Here is a 26,615-nt window from a genome sequence, read left to right as displayed (position 1 = left end):
GTAGAGGGTGGAAGAGGTCGCCGATGCGGACATGGTCCCGGGGCCAGGAGTCCGAAGTCGCTTCCCGGCGGTGCCGGGCCGAGCCCGAAACGGCACCGGCAGGGACTTTCGGCACTCCCGCCGACGAGGATCTATCGGGCAGGATACGTGCAGGCGAGTATGCGGCCCACACCCGGCGATCGACCGGAGTGTTCGCGCCCGGTTGCCGGATCGCGGGAAAAGGAGTCCGAACGCTCCAGCAGAGCCCCGATAGGGACACGGTCCGGCGTAGACGAGATCCTCGAGCCGGCCCGGCCGGTCCGTTGACCCGCCGGAAGCGACGAAGCCCTGTTCGAGACAGGTAGGTTCCATGCGCATCGAGCCCAGGGTTCACGATTCGGCACCGCATATCGATATCCGCCGATACGACGCGGTGATCTTCGATATGGACGGTGTGGTGACCGACAGTGCCTCGATCCACGCTGCTGCCTGGACCGAGACATTCGATGCCTTCCTGACGGCGGAACCGGCCGGCCCGGGACAGGATCGGTCGCCGTTCAGCGAGGCGGACTATCTGAAATACGTGGACGGTAAACCCCGCTACTCCGGCGTCGAGGATTTCCTGACTGCCCGGCATATCCAGCTGCCTCGCGGCGGACCGGCCGATCCGGATTCGGTCGCGACCATCTGCGGGCTGGGCAACAGAAAGGACAACCTCTTCCGGGCGATCCTCGCCCGCGACGGGGTGGCGGCGTTCGAATCGACCGTCGCCCTGGTGCGCCGGCTCCGCTTCCAGGGAATACGTACGGGCGTCGTCTCGGCCAGCCGGCACTGCGCGCAGGTACTCGCGGCTGCCGGTATCGGTCACCTTTTCGAGGTCCGGGTCGACGGGATGGATGCCGCGGAGCTCCGACTGCCGGGAAAGCCCGATCCCGCGATGCTGTGTGAGGTGGTATCGCGCCTGGACGTCGCTCCGGCCCGGGCGGTGGTCGTCGAGGATGCCGAGGCGGGTGTGGCAGCCGGACGAGCCGGAGGTTTCGCACTGGTCCTCGGAATCGAGCGGGCCGGCCCGGGCGGGCGGCTGGTGGCCGCGGGCGCCGATGCGGCCGTCGACGACGCGGTGCGGATCGGAGTACACGGGGGTTTTCGCCGTATCGGGGAGGTGCCGGACGCATTCGAGTTCTGGCCCCGGATCACAGACCTGCTGGGTATCGAGACACCCGCTGTGCTCATGGATTTCGACGGGACTCTGGCCGAGATCGTCACCGATCCGGCCGCCGCCGAGATGGTGGAGGGCGCGGCGACCGCCCTCACGGAACTGGCCGCTCGCTGCCCGGTTGCCGTGATCAGCGGCCGCGGTCTGGACGACCTTCGCGAACGAATGCCCGTACCCGGCGTCTGGCTCGCCGGCAGTCACGGGTTCGAATTGATGGCTCCCGACGGCACCCGGCATGTGCACGACGCGGTGCCCGGCGCCGAAACAGCCCTGACCGATGCCGCCGAAAGCCTGAGGTCGCGACTGCGCGATATCCCGGGTGTCATGGTCGAGCACAAGCGCTTCGCGGTCGCCGTGCACTTCCGCACCGCAGGCGCCGAGGTCGCCGAACAGGTGATGACCACGGTGCGCGACACCGGTCGTGCCGCCGGTCTGCGGGTCAGCACCGGTCGCAAAGTCGTCGAGCTGCGGCCGGACGTCGACTGGGACAAAGGCGAGGCGGTGCGCTGGATCCTGCGCCAGCTCGATATCGCCGCGCTTCCGATTTACCTCGGCGATGATGTGACCGACGAGGACGCCTTCGACGCGATCGAGCCGGACGGGCTCGCCCTGGTCGTGCACGATGCGGAGAACACCGACAGGTTCACCGCCGCCCGCTACTCGCTGGCCGGGCCGCGCCGGGTCGGTAATTTTCTGCAGCGGCTGGTGGAACTCGTGCGCGCCGCGCCGGCTGGAACCGAAACGGAGACTTGGTCACTGGTCTACGAGGGCTACGACCCGGGGCAGGAGAAGCTTCGGGAAGCGCTGTGCACCCTGGGCAACGGCTACTTCGCCACCCGCGGTGCGGCGCCGGAATGCCGAGCGGGCGAATCGCACTATCCCGGAACCTATGTCGCCGGCCTGTACAACCGGCTCCGCGACCGGGTGGCGGGACAGGAGATAGACAACGAGAGCCTGGTGAATGTGCCGAACTGGCTGCCGGTCACCTTCCGGATATCCGACGGCGACTGGTTCGAACCCGACACCGCGGAACTGCTGGACTACCGCCAGCGATTGGATATCCGCCGCGCGGAACTGACCCGGCGGTTCCGGTTCCGCGACGACACCGGGCGCATCACCGGAGTGGAGCAGCGGCGTTTCGTGGCCGTACACCGGCCCCACCTGGCGGCACTCGTCACCACGATCACCGCCGAGAACTGGACCGGGACGCTGTACCTTCGCTCGACCGTGGACGGATCGGTGACCAACAGCCTCGTCGAGCGTTACCGCGACCTGTCCGGCACGCATCTGGGCGCGGTGCGCACAACCCGGCTGTCCGAGGATTCGGCGCTCCTGGCGACACAGACCAACAGTTCGCTGGTCCCGATAACCGTCGCGATCCGCAATATCCTGCGATCCGGTGCAGCGGAAGCGCCGGAGACCGTGTGCGGGGAAAGGTCTATCGGCCACGAGTTCACCGTCGAGGCCAGGGAAGGGGAGCCGGTCGTCCTGGAGAAAACGGCGGTGGTGTGCACAGGTCGTGATCATGCCTCGGCCGGCCCCGATGACGAGGCAGCACGAGAGCTGGAGACCGCGCAGGACTACGAAAGCCTGTTCGCCGGACACGCCGCGGCCTGGGACCGGATCTGGGGACGTCTGCGCATCGACCTCGACGACCACGGTTCGGTGCGAACCCTGCGCTTGCATCTGCTCCATCTGATCCAGACACTCTCGCCGAGCACTGCCGACCTGGATGCCGGAGTTCCCGCGCGCGGCCTGCACGGCGAGGCCTATCGCGGCCATGTGTTCTGGGACGAGCTGTTCGTGCTGCCCGTCCTGACCCCGCGATTTCCGGGGCTGACCCGGTCACTGCTGCGCTACCGATACCGGCGCCTACCCGAAGCCCGCCGGGCGGCCGCCGCGGCCGGGCTCGCCGGAGCGATGTTTCCCTGGCAGTCCGGAAGCGACGGGCGCGAGGAGAGCCAGCAGCTGCACCTCAATCCGCTGTCGGGCCGGTGGAATCCGGATCCGAGCCGGCGCGCGCATCATGTGGGCGCCGCCGTCGCCTACACCGTCTGGCAGTACTACCAGACGACCGGCGATCTGGAGTACCTCACCGAGCGTGGCGCCGAGCTACTGGTGGAAACAGCCCGGTTCTGGGCGGCACTGGCCGATTTCGATACGCGGCTCGACCGCTGTGTACTCACCGGCGTGATCGGCCCGGACGAATTCCACGCCGGCTACCCGGACGCACCGGGAACGGGTGTCGACAACAACGCCTACACCAATGTCATGGCCGCCTGGACGATCCACTGCGCACTCGAAGCGCTCGAGGTGATCGCCCCCCGCGCCCGCGCCGAATTGCTCGAGCGCCTCGGTGTGGCTTCCGGGGAACCATCGCATTGGCGCGAGGTCGCCCACCGGATGTACGTGCCCTTCCACGACGGTGTCATAAGTCAATTCGAGGGCTACGACCGGTTGCAGGAACTGGACTGGGACCACTACCGGCGCCGCTACGGCGATATCCAGCGGCTGGACCGGATCCTGGAAGCAGAGGGCGACGATATCGGCCGATACCGCGCGGGCAAACAGGCCGATGTGCTCATGCTGTTCTATCTGTTCTCGGCGGACGAACTGCGCGAACTGTTCGCCCGCCTCGGCTACGAGTTACCGGGGGAGATGATTCCCCGGACGATCGACTACTACCTGACCCGGACATCACACGGTTCGACCTCGAGTGCCCTCGTGCATTCCTGGGTGCTCGCCCGCGCCAACCGGGAACGCGCCCTGGAATTCTTCGCGCGGGTGGTCGAATCGGATGTGGGCGATATCCAGGGTGGGACGACAGGCGAAGGAATCCACCTGGCCGCGATGGCGGGCAGCGTCGACCTGCTCCAGCGTTGCTTCACCGGGCTGGAGGTGCGCGGTGGCCGGCTCATCTTCTGCCCCTACTGGCCGGAAACGCTGGGCACGCTGTCGTTTCCCATGCTGTACCGAGGTCATCGGCTGATGGTGCGAATCGGCGGCAGGAGAGTCGAGATCGGTTCCGAACCCGGGGACGCGCCGCCGATCGATATCGTCTGCCGGGACCAGGCGGTACGGTTGTCGCCGGGGAACACCGTGTGCCTGGAGGACAGTCCGGCCCCGGCTGCGGATACGTAGCGAACACTTCGGCCGGAATACCTCGCTACTGTCAGGTGCGCGTCGGCGGCCGGTAGTGCTTCGAGGAGAAATGGTTCGTGACTATCTCCTCCTCGGCCCGTAACTCCGCGCTCGTCACCACACGAGCGTCGGGACCGGAAACGTGAGCGCGCGGGTCTCGGTATCGGTCCGGTGCACGAGGTACGGTGGCGCACCGTCGGCGCCGTGGACTTCTTCGATCAATCCCCGGTGAACGGCGTCATCGAGCGCGCCCTTCGACGATCAGCCAGTCCCCGCTCTCATCGTGACTCGGCGTGGCGCTCGACCGGATCCGGCACCGCGGCAGCAGCCTCTCCGAGGCCACCCCGCAGATCGCCACCGCCCTGGCCGGCACCGTGGACCCCTGGCCGGACGCAGTGGAAATCGACATCGACGGGCCTCGGGTGTTGCCGGTGTCGGCGGCCTGCCGGGTTTGGGATGATCTCGCCGACGAGGCCCGGACAGCAGAGCCGGTGAACGGGGCCGCGGTGCGGGCCGCTGCGGTCTCCCGCGACCCGAACCTGAGAGCGGCGTCGACAGCTATGCCGTGGGTGCTTCGGCCTGGGCGGGCAACTGCGGTTCGCATACCGCCTCGACGAACTCGCCGACCTCCTGCTCCGGCAGCTCCCGGGCCAGATCGGCTTCGGTGATGATGCCCACCAGCCGGCCGTGGTCGGTGACCGGGAGGCGGCGGATCTGGTAGCGCTCCATCAGTGCCAGAGCCTCGCCGATATCGGTACCGGTCTCCACTGTGTGCAGCTCGTCCCCTTGGGCGTACTCACCGGCGGTGGCAGTCGCGGGGTTGTGTCCCAGCGCGACACAGTTCACGACGATATCGCGATCGGTGACGATGCCTACCGGGTTTCCTTCGCCGTCGCAGATCGGCAGGGCGCCGATGCCGCGCTGACGCATCTGCTGCGCCGCGACGTCCAGCGTGTCACGCACCCCTATATGGGCCACTTCTTCGTGCATCACAGCACGCGCGGTCGTCATGGTTGCCTCCCTGATGTCACATTCTCGGTGATGTGCCCATCCTCGCCGCAGGAATCGGGCGGCATCAGGGGACTAAGTACTCTGCGGCAGGTCTTCTGTAGTCGAAGCCGAATGGGTGGTTACGCAACGGCGCTGCACCGGTCATGGGCAGAGCACCTGGCGTCCGAGGAAGCCGATCGCCGCGCACGGGAGTTCCGATAGCAGGCCGCCCGAGCCGGATCCGGTGGCGAGGCGTCATCTGCTGGCGGAGGACACCAGGACAGGTGACTTTCGACTGTCTCGGCGGTCGGGGGAAAACGGGAGGCTGAGGACGGAGGATCCGGCGACGAGAGGTGCAGAGATGAGTGCATTCACCGGCCGCGGCGCGCTCGTCACCGGCGGTGCCCGGGGCATCGGTGCCGCCATCGTCCGCGCCCTGACCAAAGACGATATCGACGTCGTCATCGGTGATCTGCTCGAACAGGCCGGTACAGAACTCGCCGAGTCGATGGGACCCCCACGCGCTGTTCCAGCGGCTCGATGTCACCGACGAAGCGGACTGGCGGCGGGTTCTCGACGAAGCCGAGGCCGTGTACGGGCCGCTGGCGATCCTGGTCAACAACGGTGCCGTCCGCAACGACCGGAACTGCCGCGACAAGACGCCGATCCGAGAGCGAGGACTCATCATGGCCGGGATTCACCGCGCCGCCCGCTCGACGAGGTGATCGGGCCCCTGCGCTAGATCGCTCGCCGGTGGGTGAAGACGATGACGCGCGGCCGGACCAGGATGGAGCATCCGATGGCTGAGCCCCCGGCCGAGGAGATCGGCACACCCATCGTGGTGGGTGTCGACGGCTCGCTACCGTCGCTGCGTGCCGCGGCATGGGCCGGGCTGGAAGCCCGGCTGCGGGGGCAGACGTTGCACTTGCTGACTTCGTGCGCACTGCCGCCGCGCTCGGGGGCATCGGTGCTGGACGAGGCGGAGATCGAGTGGCTGCGGGCAAACGGGGAGTGGGTACTGGACGAAGCGGTACGAGCAGTTCGCGCGACGGCCGGCGATTCCGTGCCGATCACGACCGAGGTGACCTTCGAACTGATCACCCCGACCCTGCTGGACCGCTCGGCAAGCGCGGCGATGCTGGCCGTGGGCCGGCGCGGCCGCGGTGGGATCGCCCCGACGGTCATCGGTTCGCTCAGCTCCGCGGTGACAGCGCACGCGCAGTGCCCGGTCGCCGTCGTATCCGGGCAGTCCGGCACCGACCCGGTCTCACGGACGAAACCGGTCGCTGTCGGGGTGGACGGCAGCCCGCACAGCTTGGTCGCGCTGGAGAGCGCTTTCGCCGAGGCGTCGCGTCGCGGGGTGGGGTTGGTGGCCGTGCACGCCTGGAGCGATACCAGCGGAATCGAGATTCCCGCCGATAGGCGTCCCACCGACGAAGCTCTGCTCGGCGGATGGATGGCCGGTCCCGCCGGGCGGTATCCCCAGGTGGAGATCGAAAGGGTTGTCCGGACCGATGCGCCCGCGCGGACGCTGACCGTCGAATCGGCGTGGGCCCAGCTGCTGGTTGTGGGTCGCCGCGGACGTGGCGGAGTCCCGGGCACCGTCTTGGGAGCGACCACGGTCACGCTGCTGTACGCGGCGGAATGCCCGCTCATGGTCGTGCACGGTCGGCCCATGAGGAATTGACAGGGAAAGGGAAAGCCATGGCAGACCACGGATCCGGTCCGAAGGCACACTCCGAGCCGCTGATAGTCGCGGCCGCGGACGGCTCACCGAGTTCCTACCGGGCGGTTGCCTGGGCCGCTGTCGAAGCAGGTTTGCACGGCTGCGGGTTGCACCTCGTCAATTCGTGGACGATCCCGTCCGGCTTCGGACCCGATGCGATCGCGACCGAAGACGATCTGCGCTGGATGCGGGAAGAGGGCGAGCGAATCCTCACCGAGGCGGCGCACGTGGCCCGGACAGCGACACCGGGCGGCGAACCCGCCGTCACCACCGAGGCGACCGATCTGCTCATCACGCCCGCGCTCATCGCGCAATCGTCCACGGCGCGGATGCTGGTGGTCGGCAGCCGTGGCGTGGGCGCCTTCCAGCGGGGCCTGCTCGGATCGGTGAGTACGGCGGTCACCCGGCACGCGCACTGCCCGGTCGCGGTGATCCACGCCGACACACCACTGGACGTGGTGTCGGCCGGCCGGCCGGTGCTGGTGGGCGTCGACGGCACCGGCAACAGCGTCGCGGCGGTGGAACTCGCCTTCGACGAGGCGGCGCGCCGTACGGTCGGATTGACCGCGCTGCACGCCTGGAGCGATACCAGCGGACTCGATATCCCGGTCCGGAACTGGGACAGCGCCCGGGGATCGGCGGAGGCGGAGCTGGCCGAGAACCTCGCCGGGTATGGCGAGCGGTATCCGGACGTCCCCGTCACGCGGATCGTGACCGCGGACCGGCCGGTGCGCTCGCTGCTCGACGCCTCGGACGACGCGCAACTGGTCGTCGTGGGCAGTCACGGGCGCGGCGGATTCACGAGCATGCTGCTCGGATCTACAAGTAACGCGTTGCTGCACGCCGTGGACACTCCGATGATCATCGTCCGCGCGCGGGACACACACTGAGCCGGAGGCGCGGGGCGGTTCGCCGGCCGCGAGCAGTGATCAGCGGTGCAGTTCGGTATGGGCGACCATGACCGGGCAGTGCGCGTGCTGGACGAGGGCATTGCCGGTGGATCCCAGCAACAGGCCCCGGAATCCGCCGCGGCCTCGGTTGCCGACGACCACCAGCTGCGCCAGCTTCGACCACTCGCTCAGCTGGTGGATCGGTCCGGCGGGGTAGACCTTCCGGAGGACGGGAACGTCCGGATACTTCTCCTGCCAACCTGCCAGTTGCTCGGACACCAGGGTCTGTGCGGCGGCCGCGACTTCTGGGTCCGTGATCGTATTCGGGTATCCGGCAAAGCGATCGAAGCGCTGGTCGCACCAGGTGTGCACCGCCACCAGCCGGGTCTTGCGCTCCGAAGCTTCATGGAATGCGGCCGCGACGGCGGCCTGGCTCCGGGGGCTGCCGTCAATACCCACCACCACGGGGTATCCGCCGCCGGGCCGGAGGTCGGCGCCGCGATGCCGGACCACTACGACCGCGCCGTGGCCGTGTGCGACGACCGCGAGCAGGGTGGACCCGAGGTGGGCGAACGTGCCGATATCGCCGGCCGCGCCGAGAACGACCATATGCGCGTCGGCCGATCGCGCGATGAGCAATCGTGCGGATTCTGCCTCGCAGACTTCGGTGCGGATCCGGAGGCCGGGGGCGATTGCCCTGGCCAGGTGCGCCGCCGAGGCGAGGTGCTCGGTTCCGCAGCGGCGGATGTTGTCGATGACGCCGGGAGCCAGTACGTCGTAGGATCCCAGGGCGGCCGCGGCGGCGGTGAGATCGAGTCCGTGCACGATGCGGAGGGTCCGGCCACGCTGGGCAGCGGTTTCCGCGGCCCAGTGCACCGCCCGATGGGATGCGGCGGAACCGTCGGTGCCCACCATGACCTCGGCGGAGGCCAGATTGTGTGGTCGGTCGATCCGGTGGGTCGCCATGTCGTGGGTCCCTTCGGCTCGACGCGGCACAGTACTCGTAGCGTAGAAGCCCGTCGCCGCCCCGCACGCCTGTCGTTTGTCATGAACCCGGGGGCCGAAAGGCGATACCGGTCCGCCGGGCAGCCCGGCCCGGTGGTTCCGGCACATTCTGTCCACGGTGCCACTGGGTCTCGCCCCGCCCCGCTGGGAACCGGACCCGAATTTCGATCTGTCCTGGCATCTTCGCCGCGCCGCGCTGCCGGGTGCGGCGGACCGGTCGGATGTGCTCGAGTTCGCCCGGAACGAGGTGATGACGGCATTCGATCCGGCCCGCCCACTGTGGACATTGACTCTGTTGACCGGTTTGCCCGAAGGCCGGACGGCGGCTGTTCTCAAGGTGCACCACAGTTTGACCGACGGGGTCGGCGGTATGGAGATCGCCGGACAGATACTGGACGTCACCCGGGAGGGGACAGAACGCGGACCGGTCCGCGGACTCGACGGATCCAGCGCCGGACGGGTCGCCGATACGCTGGCGTGGAACTGGTCGGCGGGGTACGGACTGCTACGAGGCGGAGTATCCGCGGTGGCGGCGCTCGGACGGGCGGCAGGGAATCCGGTCGCTGCGGCACGCGGCGGCGCGGCCCTCACGTCCTCGCTGGCACGCCTGGCCCGCCCCGTGGTCACCACGATGTCGCCGGTGATGACCGAACGCAGTCTCGGACGGCGGTTGACGGTCCTCGAAGTGCCGCTCGAGCAGTTGACCGAATCCGCACTCACGGCCGGATGTACCGTCAACGATGCCTTCCTCACCGCCCTGCTCCTGGGATTGCGTTCCTATCACGCCCGCTACGACGCGCCCATAGAGCGGCTGCGGGTGACGGTCCCGATCAGTGTCCGGGCCGAAGACGACCCGATCGGCGGAAACCGGATCACCTTGGCCAGATTCGGTATTCCGGTCCACACAGACGACGTACTGGACCTGATGTGGGTGGTACACGATCTCGTCGACCGCTGGCGCCGTGAACCCGCTATCCCGCTGTCCAACGCGGTCGCGGCCGTATTCAACCGCCTGCCCAGCGGTGCGCTGGCGCAGATGCTGAAGCATATCGACTTCGTCGCCTCCGACGTACCCGGTTCACCGGTCCCGCTCTACCTTGCGGGCGCCGAGGTCGAGAGCATCCACGCGTTCGGTCCGACCATCGGCACCGCGTTCAACGCGACACTGATCTCCTACCTCGGAACATGTTGTGTGGGAATCAATGCCGATACGGCGGCCGTGCCGGATCTGCCGGAATTCACTGCCTGCCTCGATTCCGGGTTCCGCGCGGTGCTGGCACTCGGTCCCGGCGCGGATACCGCTGCGAGATGCGGACGATGACCGAGCTCCGTGCACTCGACACCGGCTTCATCGAACTGGAGGACGCCGATAGGCGGGTCAGTCTCGGTATCGCGGTTGTCGCGATCCTGGATGGTGCGCCGCCCCCACGCGACGCTTTGACCGCGACCCTGGGGCGGCGGCTCGGCGGGATGCCCCGGTCATCGGCGTCGATATACCGCGGTACGGGTGTCGCTGCCGGTGGTCGCCGATATCGGCGCGAAGTACCGGGTCACCGTCAACGATGTGGTCCTCGCCGCGATCACCGCGGGCTACCGGGAGCTGTTACTGGGGCGCGGCGAGACACCGACCGCACACGGGCTGCGCATAATCGTGCCGGTGTCCATGCGGGCCGAGCATGCGAAATATGTCCTGGACAACAGGGTCTCGGCGGTTCTGCCGTACCTGCCGGTCGACCGGACCGACGCGGTCGACCGCCTCCGGGCCGTCCACACGACCATGCAGGCCCAGAAGTCCGGCGGTGCGGCGGTGCGGAGCATACGGTTCTCGGACTGGCACAATGGCTTCCGTTCGCCGCGGTGGCGTGGACCCTGCGGCTTGCGACGCGGTTTCCCCAGCGCGGTGTCGCCGCGCTGGCGACCAATGTGCCCGGCCCGCGGCACGAGCTCACACTGCACGGCCACAAGGTGCGCGAATTGCTGCCCGCGGTGCCGATCGCCATGCGTCTGCGGACCGCGATCGCGATTCTCAGCTACCACGATCACCTGGTCTTCGGAATCACCGGTGATTACGACACCACCTCCGATATCGAGGTGCTGGCGGACGGGATTCGAAGCGCCGTAGGTGAACTCGCCGCCCGTGCCGCCCGTGGTGGCGATTCTTCCGGTCGGCCCGATAACGATGGGGAGAGCGGGCCAGCGTCTCACCGGTCCTCGGCGGAGGAGAAGGACGGCAGATGACCGGCATCACGACTGTTCGCACTGGGGCTCAGCATACGGCTGTCGCTGTTGCGCTCAATGGGGCTGCGGCCGATCGTGCCGGCAACCCTGTTCACGGTGCGGCCGGCGGCAGTCGCGCTGGCGGGTGCTCTGCTGGTGGCGTGAAGGCGCACCGTCGGGCAGGGCATTACGCCGAAGGATCAGATCTGTGCCCAGGTCAGTCGTTGGTGTATTCGGGCAGGTTGATCTCGAGGCGGGCTCCGCCGTGGGGCGAGCTCGACAGTCGTGCGCTGCCGCCGGTGTGCCGGGCGGCTTCGGCGATGATGGCCAGGCCCAGTCCCGCGCCGCCGTGGGTGCGACTGCGATTGTCGTCGCTGCGTTCGAAACGGCGGAAAAGCCGGTCACGGTCGGGCTCGGGGACCCCGTCACCGTCGTCGTCGACCCAGAGGACAACCTGTCCGTTCTTGCAGCGCAGTGTGAAGTCGACGTGACTGCGTGCGTGGCGGCGCGCGTTGTCGGTGGCGTTGCGAACCGCCCTGGCCAGTAGCCCTTCGTCGGCGAAGACCCGGGCCGGTCCCACCGCCGCGATATCGACGGTGACACCGAGTTGACGCAACCGGCTGGCTTCGGCGAGGACTATATCGTCGAGATCGACTTCGCCGCGGTTGTTGCCGGGCCCTTCCCCGAGACGTGCCAGCAGCAGCAGATCGTCCACCAGAGCGTGTAATCGGGCGGCCTCGCTGTCGACGATCCCGGCCAGCGATGCCAGATCGGTCGCCGCGGGATGATGCAATGCGACCTGCGCGTGCTGGCGGATGGCGGCCACGGGTGAGCGCAACTCGTGGGAGGCGTCAGAGACGAACCGTTGCTGCGCCCGGTGCGAGGATTCGAGCCGGTCGAGCATCCGGTTCATGGTCGCGGCCAGCCGTGCGACCTCGTCTTTCCCGGCGGGTGGATCCACCCGCCGGGAAAGATCGGCCCCGATGGATTCGGCATCGAGCCGTATGTGCTCGACCGGTCGCAGCGAACGACCGACCACCGCCCACATCAGTACCGCGACGAACGCGCTGACCGTGGGCACCGCGGCGGCCAGCAACAGGCCCGCCGATCGCACGGCACTGTCGGCGTCCTCGAGTGAGCGCGCGACGACAACGGACTGCACCGGTCCCGACTCCACTGTGATCGGCGCGGATTGCACGACATAGCTGTCCCCACCGAGGGAGAAGCGTTCTGCGAACGGCACCGGCAGGGTCGGCCCCCCGCCGGAATCCCCCTCGGAGGTGGCGATCACACGACCGTCCTGCTGGAGCTGGATGATCACATCATCGACTTCCGAGACCGGTAGCAAGATCGGGCCGGCGGCGTTCTCGAGCCGGTGCTGTGCGTCCGTGGCGATTTGGGCGGCCTGGATACCAGCGGCCTTCGATTGCGCTGTGACCAGGGTGTGGCGGAACAACGCCAGGAAAGTCACCGCACCGCCGGCCAGGACCGCCAGCACGGTGGCCGTGGTCGTCACCGTGATCCGCACCCGCAGCGACGGCAGGCGCAGGCTAGACATCGGGCATCAGCCGATATCCCGCGCCGCGGATCGTGCGGATGGTGTCGACGGCGAACGGTTTATCGATCTTGGCTCGCAGGTGCGCGATATAGACCTCGACGATATTGGAATCACCGTCGAATTCGCCCTGCCAGACCCCGGCCAGAATATCGCTCTTGGACCGGATCACGCCCGGCTCGCGGGCAAAGAAGGCCAGTATCGCGAATTCCCGGGCGGTCAACCGCACCGGAGTATCACCGCGGCGGACCTCTCGGGTAGCCGGGTCGAGGCGGAGGCTGCCCACTTGCAGCGAGGTCGGGCGCTCCGGGCGGCCGCGGCGGATCAACGCGCGTAGCCGGGCGACGAGCACCGGGAAATCGGCGGGTTTGATCACGTAGTCGTCGGCGCCGGTATCGAGACCCTCGACCTGGTCCCATTCACCGTCCTTGGCGGTGAGCATGAGAATCGGTGTCCAGTTTCCCTCGTCCCGCAGAGTCCGGCACACCGCGTATCCACTCATACCCGGCATCATCACGTCCAATATGAGCGCGTCGTAGCGCACCTCACGCGCCCGCCACAGGCCGTCGGTCGCGGTGTAGGCCAGATCGACGGCGAAGCCCTCGGCCCGAAGCCCTCTCCTCAGCCCGTCGGCGAAGCGGCTTTCGTCGTCGACCACCAGTATGCGCACGGCACCCAGTATGAATCGACGACCGTGAACACCGGCTCGACCATGCTGTTCGCACGCTCCTCTTTCGCGGTCGAAGCGGTCCGGCGCGGATACCGCGATGCGGGGCCGATCCGTCGTTAATGCTGGCTTAAGCATGGACCGGGCACCATGGCCGCGGCCGTTCACCATGAGTAAGGAGTACAAGAGGATGGGCGTGACCCTCGCGAAGGGTGGCAATGTATCGCTGTCGAAGCAGGCACCGGAGCTGACCGCGGTGGCGGTCGGTCTGGGCTGGGACGTGCGGTCGACCCTGGGTGCCGAGTTCGACCTGGATGCCAGCGCTATGGCGACCGGGCCGGATCAGAAGGTCCTCTCGGATCGGTATTTCGTCTTCTACAACAACCTGCGTTCCCCCGAGGGCAGCATCGAGCACACCGGCGATAACCTCACCGGTGAAGGCGACGGCGACGATGAGGTGATCAATGTCGACCTGGCCGCCACTCCGCCCACGATCACCAGCATCTTCTTTCCTGTCTCGATCCACGACGCGAACGCGCGGCAGCAGTCTTTCGGGCAGGTCCGCAATGCGTTCATCCGGGTCGTGGACCGCACGACCGGTTCGGAACTGGCCCGCTACGACCTGACCGAGGACGCCTCGACCGAAACCGCCATGGTCTTCGGGGAGCTCTACCGCCACGGTGCGGAGTGGAAGTTCCGCGCCATCGGCCAGGGGTACGCCTCCGGGCTGGCGGGAATCGCCCGCGACTACGGCGTGAACATCTGACCTCGTCTGCGATCGGGAGCACAGCCGATGGGCATCGACTACACCGAGCGTCAGGCCCCGTCCCCGGCGGGCGGCGGGAACCCGGGAACCGGGCCGGACAAGCTCACACTCACCAAGAACGAACGCAGCGTCGACCTCACCAAAAGCGGTGAGCGCCAAGGCGTGATGCGGGTGAACCTGAACTGGACCACTCCGGCGCCGGTCGGTAAGCCGGGCTTCTTCGCGAAACTGCTCGGCGCGAGCGGCGGTATCGACCTGGACCTCGGCTGCCTCTACGAACTCGCCGACGGCTCCAAGGGAGTGGTCCAAGCGCTGGGCGACAGCTACGGCGAACTGAACAGGCCGCCATTCATCGCGCTGGATCGTGACGACCGCACCGGCGCGGTGACCGGCGGGGAGAATCTGCATATCAACCTCGCCGACCCCGCCGCGTTCCGCCGGATCCTGGTGTTCGCCATGATCTATGAGGGAGCCGCGAACTGGGCGGCGGTCGACGGTGTCGTCACCATGTATCCGACAGCCGGGCCGCAGATCGAGGTCCGCCTGGATTCCGCGGTCGACGGTGCACGCCTCTGCGCGGTCGCGCTACTGACGAATAATGGTCGCGGCCTGACCGTGGGGCGTGAGGTCGAATATGTGAACGGCAGCCAGGCCGACCTCGACCGTGCCTACCAATGGGGTCTGCGCTGGGCCGCCGGTCGCAAGTAGCGCGCCCGGGCCGTCGGCAGGCTGCACGGTTCGTGCGGTCACTATCACAAGGAAGAAGCGCAATGAGCACAGACGGATACGACCCCCGACTCGGAGCCCCGGCGGGGGTCACCCCGGGCGACCTGGGTAAGCGCGCCGGCGCCCGCTTCATCGACTGGATCATCGCCGGCATTGTCGGAGCGATCCTGTTCTGGCTGTTGAACATATCCACTCACACCCCCGAATGGGTCTCCATCCTGCCCGGCGCGGGATTCGCCTTCCTGTACTTCCTCGGCTTCGAGGTCACCACCGGCGCCACACCCGGCAAGAAACTGCTCGGGTTGCATGTCGAAGGGGCCGGCGGGGCAGCCAAGCCCGGTCTCAAGGAATCCGCGTTCCGCAACTCCTACATGCTGCTCAATCTCATCCCGTGTATCGGCGGCGTCCTCTGGTTCTTCGCCGCCCTGGGCATAGCTGTGACCATCGGCTCCAGTCCCACCAAACAGGGCTGGCATGATCGCTTCGCGGACGGGACCCGGGTCGTCGAGGACCAGCCGAGGTAGCGGGGAACCTCAGCCGATATTTGTCAGCCGCACTTCGACAGATTTCCGAGAACGGGGATTTCCGGGCCGGCTGCCGGTAGCCTCACAGGCCGGCAGCCCGGCGTGATTCGATGTGTGCGGAAATCTGAGGAGGCGTTCTCGTGGGTATGCTTTCGCGACTGACGATGCTCTGCGCAGGTGTCCTCGCCACCGCGGTAGCGGTCGTGCCCGCTGCAGCGCAAACGCGGCCCGTTACCGCCGCCGCAACCGCCGGTGGAAATACGATCAACCTGACTTTCGTCAACAACACGCCGGACGTGATCCTGTGCGTGGCCAATGGATATCTCGACACCGTCGAGCCCAACTCGAACTCCGTCGGCCCTGTCGGGGCAGCGTTCTCCAGCTTCGTGGAGGACAATGACCCATTCGTGCAGCCACGGTCCGAACGCACACTGTCGTTCCCGGCCGTGCCGGACGGACGCTACCGGCTGTACTGGGAATGCACGAACCGATGGGGCGGCCCCACTACGCCACCTACGATCGGGTTGTGGGGTACCCGGCCATATCGTGGAAGTACGGACTTCGATCCGCCTACCGCCGAACCGATCTCGGTCGCCGTCCCGGCGAAGTCATGTTTCGGTTCGGTGTGCTTGCCGGGCAGTAGGTGACTCACCATTGCTCACCGAATTCTCCGCTGGCCGAGATTTCGAACAGAAGCCGCCGCCGGGTCTCGCCCGCGCACTCCATCTGACTACCTGCACGCCTTTTTCGACGTGGCGTTCGGCCGGACCGGACAGCCGGGGTACGGCGACGCGGCGGGTGATGTAGTCGGGGTAGGTGTAGAACTCGCCCCGGCGGGGGATGTCTGCCCAGCGGATCTTGTTCAATTCGTATAGCGCTCTGTGGTGTTCGGCGCTGATCAGTTCGCGGGTAGGGTCGCCGTTCGTGACTTCGACTCTGCGTACCCAGCGTCTTGTCCTCGAGCGGTACGTTCCGGAGGATCGTTGTGATCCGGTGCAGCGTTCAACGCCCACTCAACCGTCGGGCGGCGTCTCGGACGAGAGTGCCGACCGACGCGTACGCGTCCGAGGTGAGGCGGCTATCCGGTGCGCTTACGACGATCGCGCCTTGGGGGGCTCGGGTGATATCGAAGATCGCCGCACCGATACTGGTCGATCCGGATTGCACGGCCCCCTCGCACAACGACCAGCCACGCGTCCGGATCTCGTCGTATTCGGCGGCCGTTAGCAGCGCGGCTGCCGTTCCGGCCCGTTCGGCGCGTTCGGCAGGTGTGAGGTGCGCGAAGATCGCGCGCCCGGCGGCACTCGTCTCGGGTGGGTGCACCTGCCCGATCGGTAAGGCGGTGCGCACCGTATGGGTGCCGTCCGCGACGCTCGCGACCACTATCTTCCTGCCTTCCAGGAGGGCGAGATGGGTGGTCTCGCCGGTGGCATCGCGTAGGCCGGACAGGAGCGGACGTGCGCGAGACAGCAGCGAGGAGGCACTGTGGGCCTGTCCTGCCAAGGTGACGATTTTCGTCGCCAGTTCCCATCGCGGCGGTGAACCGCCGAGCTGCCGAATCCATCCCGCCTGGTGGAGCGTAACGAGGACGCGTTGCAGGGCGCTTTTGTCCTCGTCCAACAGCCGGCACAGCTCGGTCAGCCCGACCGGCTGGGCGGAGCCGATCGTCTCGACCACCTGAAGGCCCCGCAGGAGACTGCTCAAAGTCTTGACTGAGATGGAGATCACTCCTACCTTGTATCAATAAGAGATACCACCGTATCACATAGTGATACCGCTGTACTGGCCTGTCACGATTCGAAGGCCGGGCGGACTCGCCGCCGCGTGAAGGAGATCGCCATGACCGCACCGAATCAGGAACTCGACCCCGAGTTGTTCGATCCGGAGCCCACACCGGCGAACATCCGATACACGGTCATCTCCGTCGACGACCATGTAGTCGAGCCGCCACATCTGTTCGAGACCTGGATGCCCGCTTCCCTGCGTGACCGCGGCCCGAAGATCCGGGAAACCGAGGACGGCGCACAGATCTGGGAGTTCGAGGGCAAGGCCTACTCTCAGGTCGGAATGAACGCGGTGGCGGGACGGCGTTCGGAGTCGGTCAAGTACGAACCCTTCCGGTTCGAGCAGATGCGCCCCGGGTGCTACGACATTCATGCGCGAGTCGCGGATATGGATCTCGGGGGCATCTGGGCCATGCTCAATTTCCCGTCACAGATCACCGGATTCTGTGGTCGGGTATTCGCCTTCGCCGCCGATCGCGAAGTGGGCAAGGCGGCCGTCCGGGCCTGGAACGACTGGCTGTACAACGAGTGGTATCTCGCGTATCCGACGCGGGTGATCCCAGGGGGTATCACCTATCTCGGCGATTCGGCGGAAGCCGTGGCCGAAATCGAGCGCAACGCCACACGCGGATTCACCTCCGTCACGCTGCCCGAACGCCCGCACGCGATCGGGCTGCCGTCGCTGTGGGAAAGGGAGTATTGGGATCCGATCATCCGTGCGTGTGTCGAGACGGAGACCGTTATCTCCCTGCATGTAGGTAGTTCCGGAATGTACTCGTACCCGCAGGGCGCTCCCGGGCTCCAGTTGGGGGCCACGATGTTCGGGCAGTTATCGCTCGGCGCGTGCAGTGAATGGCTGTGGTCGGGGTACCCGAAGGACTATCCGACATTGAAAATCGCGATGAGCGAGGGCGGAATCGGCTGGGTGCCGATGCTGATCGACCGCCTGGACAACATCATCGACCGTTCCGGGTACGGCCTGGGCTGGGATGAACGACCGGCCGATATCCTCCGGCGCAACTTCTGGTTCTGCACGCTCGACGATCCGTCGACGATCTCGTTGCGCGACGTGATCGGAGTCGACCACATCATGCTCGAGACCGACTACCCACACGGTGACGGAACCTGGCCCCACACCCAGGACGTCGTCGAGCGGTACTGGGGTGATATCCCGGCGGCCGAACTGCGGAAGATGTGCAGCGAGAACGCCGCCGATCTCTACCGGCATCCACTGCCTCCCGTCGTCTTGCCGCAGGCGTGAGGAGCACCGGATGAGATTCAGGCCGAGCGCGGACCTGCTCGCACCAGAACTGACGCCGGCGCAGGAGATGGTGCTGTTGGCGCGCGCCCTGTGGCGCGAGGGGTATCGCGACCATCTGGCGGGCCACATCACCCGCAATATGGGTGACGGCACCCTGCTGTGCAATCCGTGGCTGTTGACATGGCAGGAGTTCCGCCCCGAGGACGTTCTCCGGATCGACCTCGACGGCACCCTGCTCGAGGGAGTATGGCCGGTGCCGCTGGGCATCCCGTTGCATCTCGCGTTGCACCGGGTACGACCCGACGTGCAATTCGTGGTGCACAACCACTCCGAGTTCGGGACCGTCTGGAGTGATCTCGGCGAGATCCCGCCGGCGTACGACCAGAGTTCGACCCTCGGTGGCGGCGAACTCGTGCTGGTCGACGAATACGACGGCGCGGTGAACAGTACCGAGGCCGCTGTCAAAGCGGTATCCGGTCTGGGCGATGCCGACCTGGCACTGCTCGGCGGTCACGGAGTGCTGGTGGTCGGCAGCACAGCACGGGCGGTGTTTCTTCGTGCGGTCGCCTTGGAACAGAGGTCGAAGAACGCGTGGATGGTGCGGGCGGCACGGGGCCCGGAGAAGGCCGCTCTGCCCGATTGGTGGGTCGATCGGCAACGCCGCAGTGATGGGAACGGGTTCCACGGGTTCTGGGAAGCCGCAGTCCGCGTCGAACTCCGCGACGATCCGGAATTGGAACAGCACATCCTGTCTCGAACCGACTGACAGACATTCGATCCGAGAACAGGAGCTCGAGTTGGAACGAGAGACCATAGCGGCGATGCTGCTCGACCGCCTCGGCGACGCCCACCCGGGCGTGCGAACCCGGGAGCAGGACTGGACCTGGGATGAGACGGTCCGCGAGAGCGCGACCCGGGGCGCACTTGCCACCTCGCTGCGGGTGGACGGCCCGTTCCACATCGGTGTCCTGCTCGAGAACACCCCCGAATTCCTGTTCTGGCTCGGCGGCGCGGCACTGAGCGGGGCGGTGGTAGTGGGTATCAACCCGACCCGCCGCGGCGCCGAACTCGAGGCAGAGATCCGCTACGTCGACTGCCAGCTGATCGTCACCGATGCCGCCGGTCTGGCGAGGATACGCGATCTCGATCTCGCACTGAGCGAGGATCGCTTTCTGCTCGTCGACTCCTCCTCGTATCGCGAGCAGGTGGCGGCGCATCGCGTCGAACGGCCGGTCGCGGCTCCGTCAGTGGGCGAGTCGACACTGTTCTTGCTGCTCTTCACTTCCGGCACCACCGGTATGTCGAAGGCGGTGCGCTGCAGTCAGGGCCGGCTGGCGCGACTCGCGTACGCGAGTACGGAAAAGTTCGGTCATTCACGTGCGGACGTGGACTACTGCTGTATGCCGTTGTTCCACGGCAATGCGCTGATGGCGTTGTGGGCGCCGGCCCTGGCCAACGGCGCGACCGTTTGCCTGACCCCGAAGTTCTCCGCTTCCGGGTTCCTGCCGGACGTGCGGTTCTTCGGTGCCACATTCTTCACCTACGTCGGTAAGGCGCTGGGCTACTTGATGGCCACCCCGGAGCGCCCCGACGATATCGACAACCCTCTCCTGCGCGGGTTCGGCACCGAAGCCTCGCCGGAGGACCAAGCGGAATTCGTCCGCCGGTTCGGTGCCGTGTTGTTCGAGGGCTACGGCTCTTCCGAAGGCGGCGGGTCGGTGAAAGCGGATCCGAACACACCGGAGGGGGCACTGGGACGACCGGCGCATGCCGATATCGCCGTCGTGAACCCGGAAACCAGGATCGAGTGCGTCCCGGCGAAGTTGGACCGCCACGGCCGGGTTCTCAATCCGGACGAGGCTATCGGCGAGATGGTCGACAAGGGCGGCGCCGCTAGGTTCGAAGGGTATTACAAGAACGAATCGGCGGTGGCCGAGCGGATCCGGCACGGCTGGTACTGGACCGGTGATCTCGGCTACCTCGATGAGGCCGGATACATCTATTTCGCCGGTCGCCGGGGCGACTGGATCCGGGTGGACGGGGAGAACATCTCGGCGCTGTTGATCGAACGAATCCTGCGACGGCACCCGAAGATCATCGCGGCGGGCGTGTACGCGGTGCCCGATCCGCGTTCGGGCGACCAGGTGATGGCCGCGATCGAGGTAGCAAATGTCACCGACTTCGATCCGGTCGAGTTCGCGGATTTCGTCGGCAGCCAGGATGATCTCGGCACCAAATCGGCACCACGGTTCGTGCGGGTATCGACGAAGTTGCCGGTGACCGGATCCAACAAAGTACTCAAACGAGAGTTGCGGGCACAGTTGTGGCGCGGCGACGAACCGGTGTTCCGCTGGACGGGGCGGGGGAGCCCTGAGTACGAACTGCTCACCGATTCCGACGAGCAGGCGCTGGAACGCGATTTCCACACCCACGGCCGCGCGAGGTTCCTCTAGGGCCGCCGCGATCTCGACGTGTCGCATTCTCGGATTCGAAGTGGCGGAGGCTATTGGTTGACACCCCAATGTGATACATCTAACATCCAGCCAAGCGATTGCTTTGCAAAGACCTAACTCCTGCACGGTCTCTGCGGCAGGAGCCCGGGACCGAGCAACATGCAAGGAGCGAAAGCATGGGTCTCGGATCATTCATCCCGAATCTCTCCGAGCTTTCCCGAAATCGGGTACCTCGTCTGCCCCGTTTCTTCGAATCAGGATCCCCAACGGGGATCACTGAGGCGGGAGCAGACGATTCTCGACCGGCAATCGGATCCGGTGAATCCGGTGGAAGTGTGAAAGGAACGCGATGAACCGTACAAGGTTTCGTGTCTCCAAGAATTTGGTGGCAACCGTCGTCTTCGTACTGGCTCTGGCCGGTTGCGGTGGGGGCCCGATAAACGGGGGATTCGCCGGGCCGGTCGGTGATATCGATCGGGACCAGGTCCTACGAGTCACTTCCAGTTCACCCCTGAGGAATCTGGACCCCTACTTACAAGCAAGTTACGGGGGTTGGGGTTATCTCACCCTGTTGTTCGATCGGCTCACCACCGTCGACAGCGACGGGAATCTGATTCCGGGACTGGCGAACTCATGGGAATTCGCTCCCGATGGCTCATATTTGGAGATGAAGCTGCGGGAAGACGTCGTGTTCCACGACGGTACAGCGTTCGACGCCGCGGCGTTCGCGGCGAATATCCGGAGAGGCCGGACCCTGGAGGGCAGTACGGTAGCGGCTGCGTTGCGGAATATCTCCGCGGTCGACGTAGTCGACGATCACATGGTCCGATTGCGGTTGGTGCCGGGCACCGGTGTCGAGCTTCCTGGAGTGTTCAGCACCAACGTCGGAATGATGCTCAGTCCGAAGACCATTGCGGCGGGCACCGATATTCGCAACGGTCCGGGCGCCGGAGGTTCCGGGGCCTACCAGGTGAGCGAATTCGTGCCCGAAGAATCACTCTCACTGGTGCGGGCGGCAGAGACCAACTGGGACCCGGAAGCCGGGCTCCTGGCCGGCTTCGAGTTCGAATGGATTCCCGATGCCAGTACTCGCTTGAACGGTGTGAAGACGGGTATGACCGATCTGACCTGGGTGAGTTCCGCGAACGAGGTGGTCCAGGCGCAGATGCTCGGACAGAACCACTCACTGGGTGTCGATCAAGTCGTCTACCGAAACGTGCTGGGGCTCTATATGCGGCCCGAGGGAGACCTGGCGAATCCGGATATCCGGCGGGCGGTGGCCTCCGCGATCGACCCGGCGGCCGTGAGCGCGCTCTTCTCCGGTACCTGCACCCCGAACCGTCAGCTGTACCCAGCGGGCAACTGGTCTGCGGACCCCTCCTATGAATATCCCTATCCATTCGACCCGGAAAAGGCCAGAGCCGTACTGGATTCGTCGGGCGGTGCTCGTATGACACTGACGTACGCAGCTGGGACGAACACGGAATATACCGCGAACGTGCTTCAGTCGACGCTCTCGGACGCGGGAGTCGACGCGGATCTCGAACCGGTTCCGAACAGCCAGAACGAGCCTCGATACCTTGCCGGTGACTTCGAGTCCATGGTGTCCAACAGTTTCAGCCCCAAGGTCGATCCCGCCGAGACCGTGAATACTTTCCTCTTCGGCGGATATGGCCTCGCAGGCGGTAACCCGCGCATCAGGGAGCTCGCGACAACGGCAGCCGATCCCGCACTGACCCGAGAGGAACGCGCACCGATTTATCGGCAGATCTGGGATCTCACGCTGAAAGAAGCCCTTTTCGTCCCGATCTGCAACCAGACCAATGCGGCGATGTTCACCAGCAAGGTCGTCGGCGTACCGGAAACACCCTGGGTCGATATGGGAATCTTCGACCTCCGCCATGTGGGAATGACCGAGTAGGCCGTAGGAAAAAAAGTAGGAGATCTTGTGCTGCGTTATGCCGGGCAGCGGTTACTGGCAGCGATTCCGCTGTTGTTCGTCGTTCCCTTGTTGATATTTCTGTTGATGGAACTGGCTCCGGGTGATCCGGCCGTCGTTCTGGCAGGAGAGAATTCCACCCCTAAGCGCCTACGGGAGCTACGCGAGAATCTGAACCTGGACGAGAATGTGTTCATTCGATACCTGGATTGGGTCGGTTCCGCACTTCGGGGCGATCTCGGGATGTCGCTGTGGTCCCACCAGACCGTGGTCGAGCTCCTGTTACGGCGAATGACCACGACCCTGTCGCTGGTGCTGTTCGCGATAGTGCTGGCCATAGCTATCGGTGTCACCCTCGGCGTCCTGGGGGCGCTGCGGCCGGGTGGCGTGATCGACCGCGGCATCAATGTTGTGGCATCGGTGGCCATTGCTGTACCCGCCTTCTGGTTCGGTTTGGTGCTGGTATCACTGCTCGCGGTCTCGCATCAGATATTTCCGGCGTTCGGATACGTACCGATATCCGACGGAGTAGTCCCGTGGTTCCAGCACCTGGTACTGCCCGGGGTGGCGCTGGCCCTACTGCCCGCCGCGGAGGTGACGGTGCAGTTGCGGTCCGCGCTGGGACAGGTACTCACCAGTGACTACATTCTGAACGCCGAGGCCCGGGGGTTGTCCCGGGCGAGCGTGGTTTTGAAACACGGTCTCAAGAACGCGTGCATACCGGTGGTGACGGTACTCGGCTTCCGGGTCGCCGAAATCCTCGGCGGCACGGTGACCATCGAGATCATCTACAACATGCCGGGGCTGGGGAGCCTGGCGGTCAACAGCGTCCAGAACCACGACGTTCCCGTACTCCTCGGGTTCGTCTTGTTCACCACGATCGTCGTCGTAATCGTCAATCTCCTCGTCGATATCTCGTACGGTTATTTCAATCCGAAGGTGCGCTCATGACCGCGGACTCCGCATCGGCCGGTATCGGTATCAGCTCCGGGAGGGGCCGCCGGATCCTCGGTTTCGTACGTCGTCGACCCGCGACCGTGGTGGCGGGATTGTGTGTCATCCTGTTGATCTGCACAGCGGTATTCGCGGCCTGGCTCGCTCCCCACGATCCGTATGCGCAGGATCTGCTGCACAGGTTGCAACCGCCGGATGCCCGGCACCTGCTGGGAACCGACGACTACGGGCGGGATGTGCTGAGCCGTATCATCTTCGGCGCTCGCATCTCCTTGATCGCCTCGCTGCAGGCTGTGGCTCTCGCACTGATCCTCGGTCTGCCGTTGGGAATTATCGCCGGCTACCGCGGGGGATGGGTGAACACCCTGTTCACCCGGATGATGGACGCACTGATGAGTGCGCCTTCGCTGGTTCTCGCGATCACGATCGTCGCCGTACTGGGGTCCGGCATCACCAACGCGATGGTGGCAGTGGGCCTGGTGATGGCGCCACGGTTCTTCCGAGTCGCGCGGGCCTCGACGATGGATGTCCGAGGAGAGACCTACATCGAGGCCACCGTCGCACTGGGTGCGACGCCGGCCCGGACGATCATTCGACACATACTCCCGAATGTGATGCCGCCGATCATTTTGGTCATCTCCGTTTCCCTGGGTACGGCCGTGGCCGCAGAGGCCAGTCTGAGTTTTCTCGGACTCGGGGCGGAGGCGCCCGCGGCGAGCTGGGGGTCGATGCTCAGCACCGCCGCATCGAATATGCAGCTCGCGCCCCATCTGGTGTGGCCTCCGGGCGTCATGATCTTTCTGACCGTCCTGGCCTTCACCTATCTCGGCGACGGGGCTCGCCGGGCGCTGACAAGGAGTGGCAATGGCAGTGAAAAATGACAGCCTCCGGAAGTCCCGCCATGCCCCCGGGATCACTGCCGAGAAACTCCTCCGGGTCCGGGACCTCAGTGTGCAGTTTCGCGCGGACCGCCGGAACTGGGTCACCGTCGTCGACGGCGTTTCCTTCGACGTCGGTACGGGTGAATCCGTCGCGCTGGTAGGCGAATCAGGGTCGGGGAAGACAGTGTCATCGCTCGCTGTCATGGGGTTGACCCGCAACACGGGGGGCCGGGTAACCGGTGGCTCGATCGAGTTCGACGGTCGCGACCTCACCTCGCTGCCCACCCGGGAGTGGCGCAAACTTCGCGGACCCGGGATGGGAATGATCTTCCAGCAGCCCATCCGCAGCCTCAACCCGGCGTACACGGTGGGTGACCAGATCGCCGAATCGGCGCGCAGGCATCTCGGACTCGACAGACGGGCGGCGATGGCGCGCGCGGTGGAAATGCTCGAACTGGTCCGGGTACCCCGTGCTGCCGAACGCATCCGCGAATATCCGCACGCCTTCAGCGGCGGAATGTGCCAGCGGGTCATGATCGCGATGGTTATGGCGTCGAACCCTCGCTTGCTGATCGCGGACGAACCCACCACCGCGCTGGATGTCACAGTGCAGCAGACCATTCTCGAATTGCTGCGGGATCTGCAGGAACAGACCGGCATCGGGCTTCTCTTCATCACCCATGACCTCGCGGTGGTCGCGGAACTGTGCCAGCGCGTGGTCGTGATGTATGCGGGCGAAGTGATCGAGCAGGGACGTGCCGAAGACGTTTTCTACACGCCTCGGCATCCGTACACGGCAGGGCTACTGGCGTCCATCCCACAATCGGGGCATCGGAGGACCCGGCGCCTGGCCGCCATCGAAGGCCGCGTTCCCGGCGCCGGCGAGTGGCCCACCGGTTGCCGGTTCAGGGAACGCTGCCCCCACGCGCGATCCGGCCTGTGTGATAGCACGCACCCGGCGATGAGTGCCGCCGGAGACCGCGACGGGGTTCGGTGCCTACGTACCGCCGATCTCGAACTACAAGGAGTACGGGAACGATGAGCCTGCTCGAGGTGTCCGATATTTCGAAGTCGTTCTCGACTGGACGCGACATCATCGGCCGTCGGACCGGGTGGACACACGCTGTTCGCAACGTGTCGTTCACACTCGACGCCGGCGAATGTCTTGCGTTGGTGGGTGAATCCGGGGCGGGCAAGTCGACTGTCGGCAGAGTCGTACTGCGATTGATCGAACCCGATGCCGGCAATATCGCGTTCGACGGCCACGATGTGCGCGGTGCATCACCGGCGCGGCTGCGGGCGATGCGCCGCGGGATGCAGATGATCTTCCAGGATCCACACAGTTCTCTCGACCCGCGCATGAGCGTCCTCGACGCGGTGGCTGAACCGCTGATCGTGCATACCGATCTCGATCGCGAGGCCCGAACCGAAAAGGTCCGGGAATTGCTCGACAAGGTCGGTATCGGCCCGCGCTACCTCTCCCGGTACCCGGGGGAACTCTCCGGTGGCCAATTGCAGCGGGTCGCCATCGCTCGTGCGCTCGCCCCTGGGCCGAAGATGATCGTGTGCGACGAACCAGTCGCGGCACTCGATGTATCGGTTCGGTCGCAAGTACTCAACCTCCTCCGAGATCTGCAGGAGGAACTGGAATTGGCGTATCTGTTCGTCTGTCACGACCTCGCACTGGTCGAGGTGATCGCCGACCGTGTTTTGGTCATGGCGGGCGGAGAGGTCGTCGAATCGGGCACCGTCGAATCGGTCTACCGTGATCCACAGCAGGATTACACCCGAAAGCTACTGGATGCCATCCCTGCTCCCTTCCCGCGCGGCGCCCGGCAGCGATGATCGGGCGGCGTAAATCTGCCAACCACACACGGACGCAACCGATCACGCTGTCGACACACGGACCCGTCGAGGTCGCGGGAGGCTCCGGGGCGGCGA

At 66.0% G+C, this 26,615-nt stretch carries 24 protein-coding genes and 2 pseudogenes; 20 read left to right on the top strand and 6 right to left on the bottom strand.

The features are described from left to right. Positions 1 to 349 precede the first annotated feature (349 nt). Positions 350 to 4,336 carry a trehalose-phosphatase gene (gene otsB, locus ABZ827_RS08165; protein WP_357234082.1) on the top strand — a complete coding sequence of 1,329 codons (3,987 nt, stop codon included), beginning with the start codon at positions 350 to 352 and terminating at the stop codon, positions 4,334 to 4,336. Between the two features lie 114 nt (positions 4,337 to 4,450). Here otsB and ABZ827_RS08160 read toward each other — a convergent pair whose 3' ends face one another. Both ABZ827_RS08160 and ABZ827_RS08155 read right to left on the bottom strand, forming a co-directional pair. Further along, positions 4,451 to 4,558, bottom strand: a complete 108-nt coding sequence (locus ABZ827_RS08160; RefSeq protein WP_357234080.1) for a DUF1918 domain-containing protein — start codon at positions 4,556 to 4,558, stop codon at positions 4,451 to 4,453. Positions 4,559 to 4,894: 336 nt separating this feature from the next. Further along, entirely contained in the window at positions 4,895 to 5,347 is a 453-nt protein-coding gene (locus tag ABZ827_RS08155) for a CBS domain-containing protein (RefSeq protein ID WP_357234078.1), read from the bottom strand. A gap of 446 nt (positions 5,348 to 5,793) precedes the next feature. Here ABZ827_RS08155 and ABZ827_RS08150 point away from each other — a divergent pair, with 446 nt between their 5' ends. The 3 genes from ABZ827_RS08150 to ABZ827_RS08140 all read left to right on the top strand — a co-directional run bounded on the left by ABZ827_RS08150 (position 5,794) and on the right by ABZ827_RS08140 (position 7,942). Next, on the top strand, positions 5,794 to 6,051 hold the full coding sequence (locus tag ABZ827_RS08150) for a hypothetical protein (protein ID WP_357234075.1): 258 nt from the start codon (positions 5,794 to 5,796) through the stop codon (positions 6,049 to 6,051). Positions 6,052 to 6,125: 74 nt separating this feature from the next. Beyond that, a complete protein-coding gene (locus ABZ827_RS08145) occupies positions 6,126 to 7,013 on the top strand; it encodes a universal stress protein (protein WP_357234072.1) in 888 nt (295 codons plus the stop codon). A 17-nt stretch (positions 7,014 to 7,030) separates the two neighbouring features. Then, positions 7,031 to 7,942, top strand: a complete 912-nt coding sequence (locus ABZ827_RS08140) for a universal stress protein (protein ID WP_357234070.1) — start codon at positions 7,031 to 7,033, stop codon at positions 7,940 to 7,942. A gap of 39 nt (positions 7,943 to 7,981) precedes the next feature. Here the strand turns inward: ABZ827_RS08140 and ABZ827_RS08135 are convergent, their stop codons facing one another. Next, positions 7,982 to 8,908, bottom strand: coding sequence for a universal stress protein (locus ABZ827_RS08135; RefSeq protein WP_357234067.1), 927 nt, complete (start codon positions 8,906 to 8,908; stop codon positions 7,982 to 7,984). A 139-nt stretch (positions 8,909 to 9,047) separates the two neighbouring features. On the opposite strand from ABZ827_RS08135, the pseudogene ABZ827_RS08130 reads away from it, so the two are divergent. The 4 genes and pseudogenes from ABZ827_RS08130 to ABZ827_RS08115 all read left to right on the top strand — a co-directional run. Next, positions 9,048 to 9,680: pseudogene (locus ABZ827_RS08130) on the top strand (wax ester/triacylglycerol synthase domain-containing protein); the annotation flags it as partial. Between the two features lie 84 nt (positions 9,681 to 9,764). Next, the gene (locus tag ABZ827_RS08125; protein ID WP_357234602.1) at positions 9,765 to 10,268 is read left to right on the top strand and encodes a WS/DGAT domain-containing protein; all 504 of its coding nucleotides are present in this window, start codon (positions 9,765 to 9,767) and stop codon (positions 10,266 to 10,268) included. Positions 10,269 to 10,610: 342 nt separating this feature from the next. Next, positions 10,611 to 10,721: pseudogene (locus tag ABZ827_RS08120) on the top strand (hypothetical protein); the annotation flags it as partial. Positions 10,722 to 10,804: 83 nt separating this feature from the next. Beyond that, positions 10,805 to 11,185, top strand: a complete 381-nt coding sequence (locus ABZ827_RS08115) for a WS/DGAT domain-containing protein (protein ID WP_357234064.1) — start codon at positions 10,805 to 10,807, stop codon at positions 11,183 to 11,185. Between the two features lie 196 nt (positions 11,186 to 11,381). Here the strand turns inward: ABZ827_RS08115 and ABZ827_RS08110 are convergent, their stop codons facing one another. Together ABZ827_RS08110 and ABZ827_RS08105 are read right to left on the bottom strand one after the other, a co-directional pair. Beyond that, a complete protein-coding gene (locus ABZ827_RS08110; RefSeq protein ID WP_357234061.1) occupies positions 11,382 to 12,722 on the bottom strand; it encodes a HAMP domain-containing sensor histidine kinase in 1,341 nt (446 codons plus the stop codon). Further along, positions 12,715 to 13,389: a response regulator transcription factor gene (locus ABZ827_RS08105; protein ID WP_357234058.1), complete on the bottom strand. Its 675-nt coding sequence runs from the start codon at positions 13,387 to 13,389 to the stop codon at positions 12,715 to 12,717. The genes ABZ827_RS08110 and ABZ827_RS08105 overlap by 8 nt, the downstream gene beginning before the upstream one ends. 187 nt (positions 13,390 to 13,576) lie before the next feature. Between ABZ827_RS08105 and ABZ827_RS08100 the strand changes: the two genes are divergently transcribed. The 4 genes from ABZ827_RS08100 to ABZ827_RS08085 all read left to right on the top strand — a co-directional run bounded on the left by ABZ827_RS08100 (position 13,577) and on the right by ABZ827_RS08085 (position 16,049). Continuing rightward, positions 13,577 to 14,152, top strand: coding sequence for a TerD family protein (locus ABZ827_RS08100; RefSeq protein ID WP_357234055.1), 576 nt, complete (start codon positions 13,577 to 13,579; stop codon positions 14,150 to 14,152). Positions 14,153 to 14,179: 27 nt separating this feature from the next. Next, positions 14,180 to 14,860, top strand: coding sequence for a tellurium resistance protein (locus ABZ827_RS08095; protein ID WP_357234052.1), 681 nt, complete (start codon positions 14,180 to 14,182; stop codon positions 14,858 to 14,860). 62 nt (positions 14,861 to 14,922) lie between these two features. Next, positions 14,923 to 15,402: an RDD family protein gene (locus tag ABZ827_RS08090; RefSeq protein ID WP_357234048.1), complete on the top strand. Its 480-nt coding sequence runs from the start codon at positions 14,923 to 14,925 to the stop codon at positions 15,400 to 15,402. 140 nt (positions 15,403 to 15,542) lie between these two features. Continuing rightward, entirely contained in the window at positions 15,543 to 16,049 is a 507-nt protein-coding gene (locus ABZ827_RS08085) for a hypothetical protein (protein WP_357234045.1), read from the top strand. Positions 16,050 to 16,404: 355 nt separating this feature from the next. Here the strand turns inward: ABZ827_RS08085 and ABZ827_RS08080 are convergent, their stop codons facing one another. Next, positions 16,405 to 17,130: an IclR family transcriptional regulator gene (locus ABZ827_RS08080; RefSeq protein WP_357234042.1), complete on the bottom strand. Its 726-nt coding sequence runs from the start codon at positions 17,128 to 17,130 to the stop codon at positions 16,405 to 16,407. Between the two features lie 111 nt (positions 17,131 to 17,241). Between ABZ827_RS08080 and ABZ827_RS08075 the strand changes: the two genes are divergently transcribed. The 8 genes from ABZ827_RS08075 (at position 17,242) to ABZ827_RS08040 (ending at position 26,519) form a co-directional block, all read left to right on the top strand. Next, the gene (locus ABZ827_RS08075) at positions 17,242 to 18,447 is read left to right on the top strand and encodes an amidohydrolase family protein (RefSeq protein ID WP_357234039.1); all 1,206 of its coding nucleotides are present in this window, start codon (positions 17,242 to 17,244) and stop codon (positions 18,445 to 18,447) included. 10 nt (positions 18,448 to 18,457) lie between these two features. Further along, positions 18,458 to 19,213: a class II aldolase/adducin family protein gene (locus ABZ827_RS08070; protein ID WP_357234036.1), complete on the top strand. Its 756-nt coding sequence runs from the start codon at positions 18,458 to 18,460 to the stop codon at positions 19,211 to 19,213. Between the two features lie 55 nt (positions 19,214 to 19,268). After that, the gene (locus ABZ827_RS08065; RefSeq protein WP_357234599.1) at positions 19,269 to 20,900 is read left to right on the top strand and encodes an AMP-binding protein; all 1,632 of its coding nucleotides are present in this window, start codon (positions 19,269 to 19,271) and stop codon (positions 20,898 to 20,900) included. A 349-nt stretch (positions 20,901 to 21,249) separates the two neighbouring features. Next, positions 21,250 to 22,821: an ABC transporter substrate-binding protein gene (locus ABZ827_RS08060; protein ID WP_357234034.1), complete on the top strand. Its 1,572-nt coding sequence runs from the start codon at positions 21,250 to 21,252 to the stop codon at positions 22,819 to 22,821. Positions 22,822 to 22,848: 27 nt separating this feature from the next. Further along, a complete protein-coding gene (locus ABZ827_RS08055; RefSeq protein WP_357234031.1) occupies positions 22,849 to 23,790 on the top strand; it encodes an ABC transporter permease in 942 nt (313 codons plus the stop codon). Then, positions 23,787 to 24,674 carry an ABC transporter permease gene (locus tag ABZ827_RS08050; protein WP_357234028.1) on the top strand — a complete coding sequence of 296 codons (888 nt, stop codon included), beginning with the start codon at positions 23,787 to 23,789 and terminating at the stop codon, positions 24,672 to 24,674. Before ABZ827_RS08055 ends, ABZ827_RS08050 begins: the two co-directional genes overlap by 4 nt. Next, the gene (locus ABZ827_RS08045; RefSeq protein WP_357234025.1) at positions 24,658 to 25,716 is read left to right on the top strand and encodes an ABC transporter ATP-binding protein; all 1,059 of its coding nucleotides are present in this window, start codon (positions 24,658 to 24,660) and stop codon (positions 25,714 to 25,716) included. Before ABZ827_RS08050 ends, ABZ827_RS08045 begins: the two co-directional genes overlap by 17 nt. Then, positions 25,713 to 26,519: an ATP-binding cassette domain-containing protein gene (locus ABZ827_RS08040; RefSeq protein ID WP_357234022.1), complete on the top strand. Its 807-nt coding sequence runs from the start codon at positions 25,713 to 25,715 to the stop codon at positions 26,517 to 26,519. Before ABZ827_RS08045 ends, ABZ827_RS08040 begins: the two co-directional genes overlap by 4 nt. Positions 26,520 to 26,615: the final 96 nt, after the last annotated feature.

The sequence above is a fragment of the Nocardia sp. NPDC019395 genome (assembly GCF_040632335.1).
Taxonomy (GTDB): domain Bacteria; phylum Actinomycetota; class Actinomycetes; order Mycobacteriales; family Mycobacteriaceae; genus Nocardia.
The sequence above is the reverse complement of the archived record's forward strand: the minus strand, read 5'-3'. Positions and strand labels throughout refer to the sequence as shown.